This window comes from Streptomyces sp. NRRL WC-3742, from assembly GCF_000720635.1.
Classification (GTDB): Bacteria; Actinomycetota; Actinomycetes; order Streptomycetales; family Streptomycetaceae; genus Kitasatospora.
In genome coordinates, this window is record NZ_JOCF01000184.1 from 1 (window position 1) to 645 (window position 645).

1 protein-coding gene is annotated in these 645 nt (G+C 68.2%); it reads left to right on the forward strand.

Annotated elements, in window-relative coordinates; genetic code table 11:
* Window positions 1-645: hypothetical protein (locus IH61_RS0139975; protein ID WP_199823452.1), on the forward strand; the 645-nt coding region annotated here is incomplete at both ends.

The window sequence follows — 645 nt, forward strand, 5'->3', positions numbered from 1 at the left end:
CTGATGCGGCTTGACACGGTGGTGGCGGGCAATGTGTGGGACAACCAGCGGAACACGGACGGCACCTGGACCGGTGCGGGCATGATCGATGCCGGCGGGGCGACCGTGACGAGGACCGCGACGGCGGCACTGACGGACGGCACGTTCCACGTGCTGATGCTGGCAGGCGGGAAGGTGTACGAGAACCAGCGCAACCCCGACGGTCGCTGGACCGGCGCGAACGTGATCGACGGCAGTGGTTCGATCACGGCACTGGCCGCCACCGGCATGGCCGACGGCACGATGCACGTCCAGACCGTGGCCGGCGGCAACGTCTACGAGAACCAGCGCAACCCTGACGGCACCTGGACCGGCGCGAACCTGCTGGACGCCAACGGCCATGTGACCGACCTGGTGGCCGAGGCATTGACGGACGGCACCCTGCACCTCCAGACCCTGGTCGCCGGCAGCGTGTTCGAGAACCAGCGCAACACCAACGGCACCTGGACCGGAGCCAACCTCCTCGACAACAACGGCCACATCACCGCGATAGCGGGCGAGGCCCTGACGGACGGCACCCTGCACCTCCAGACCCTGGTCGCCGGAAAGGTCTACGAGGACCAGCGCAACACCGACGGCACCTGGACCGGAGCCAACCTCCTCGAC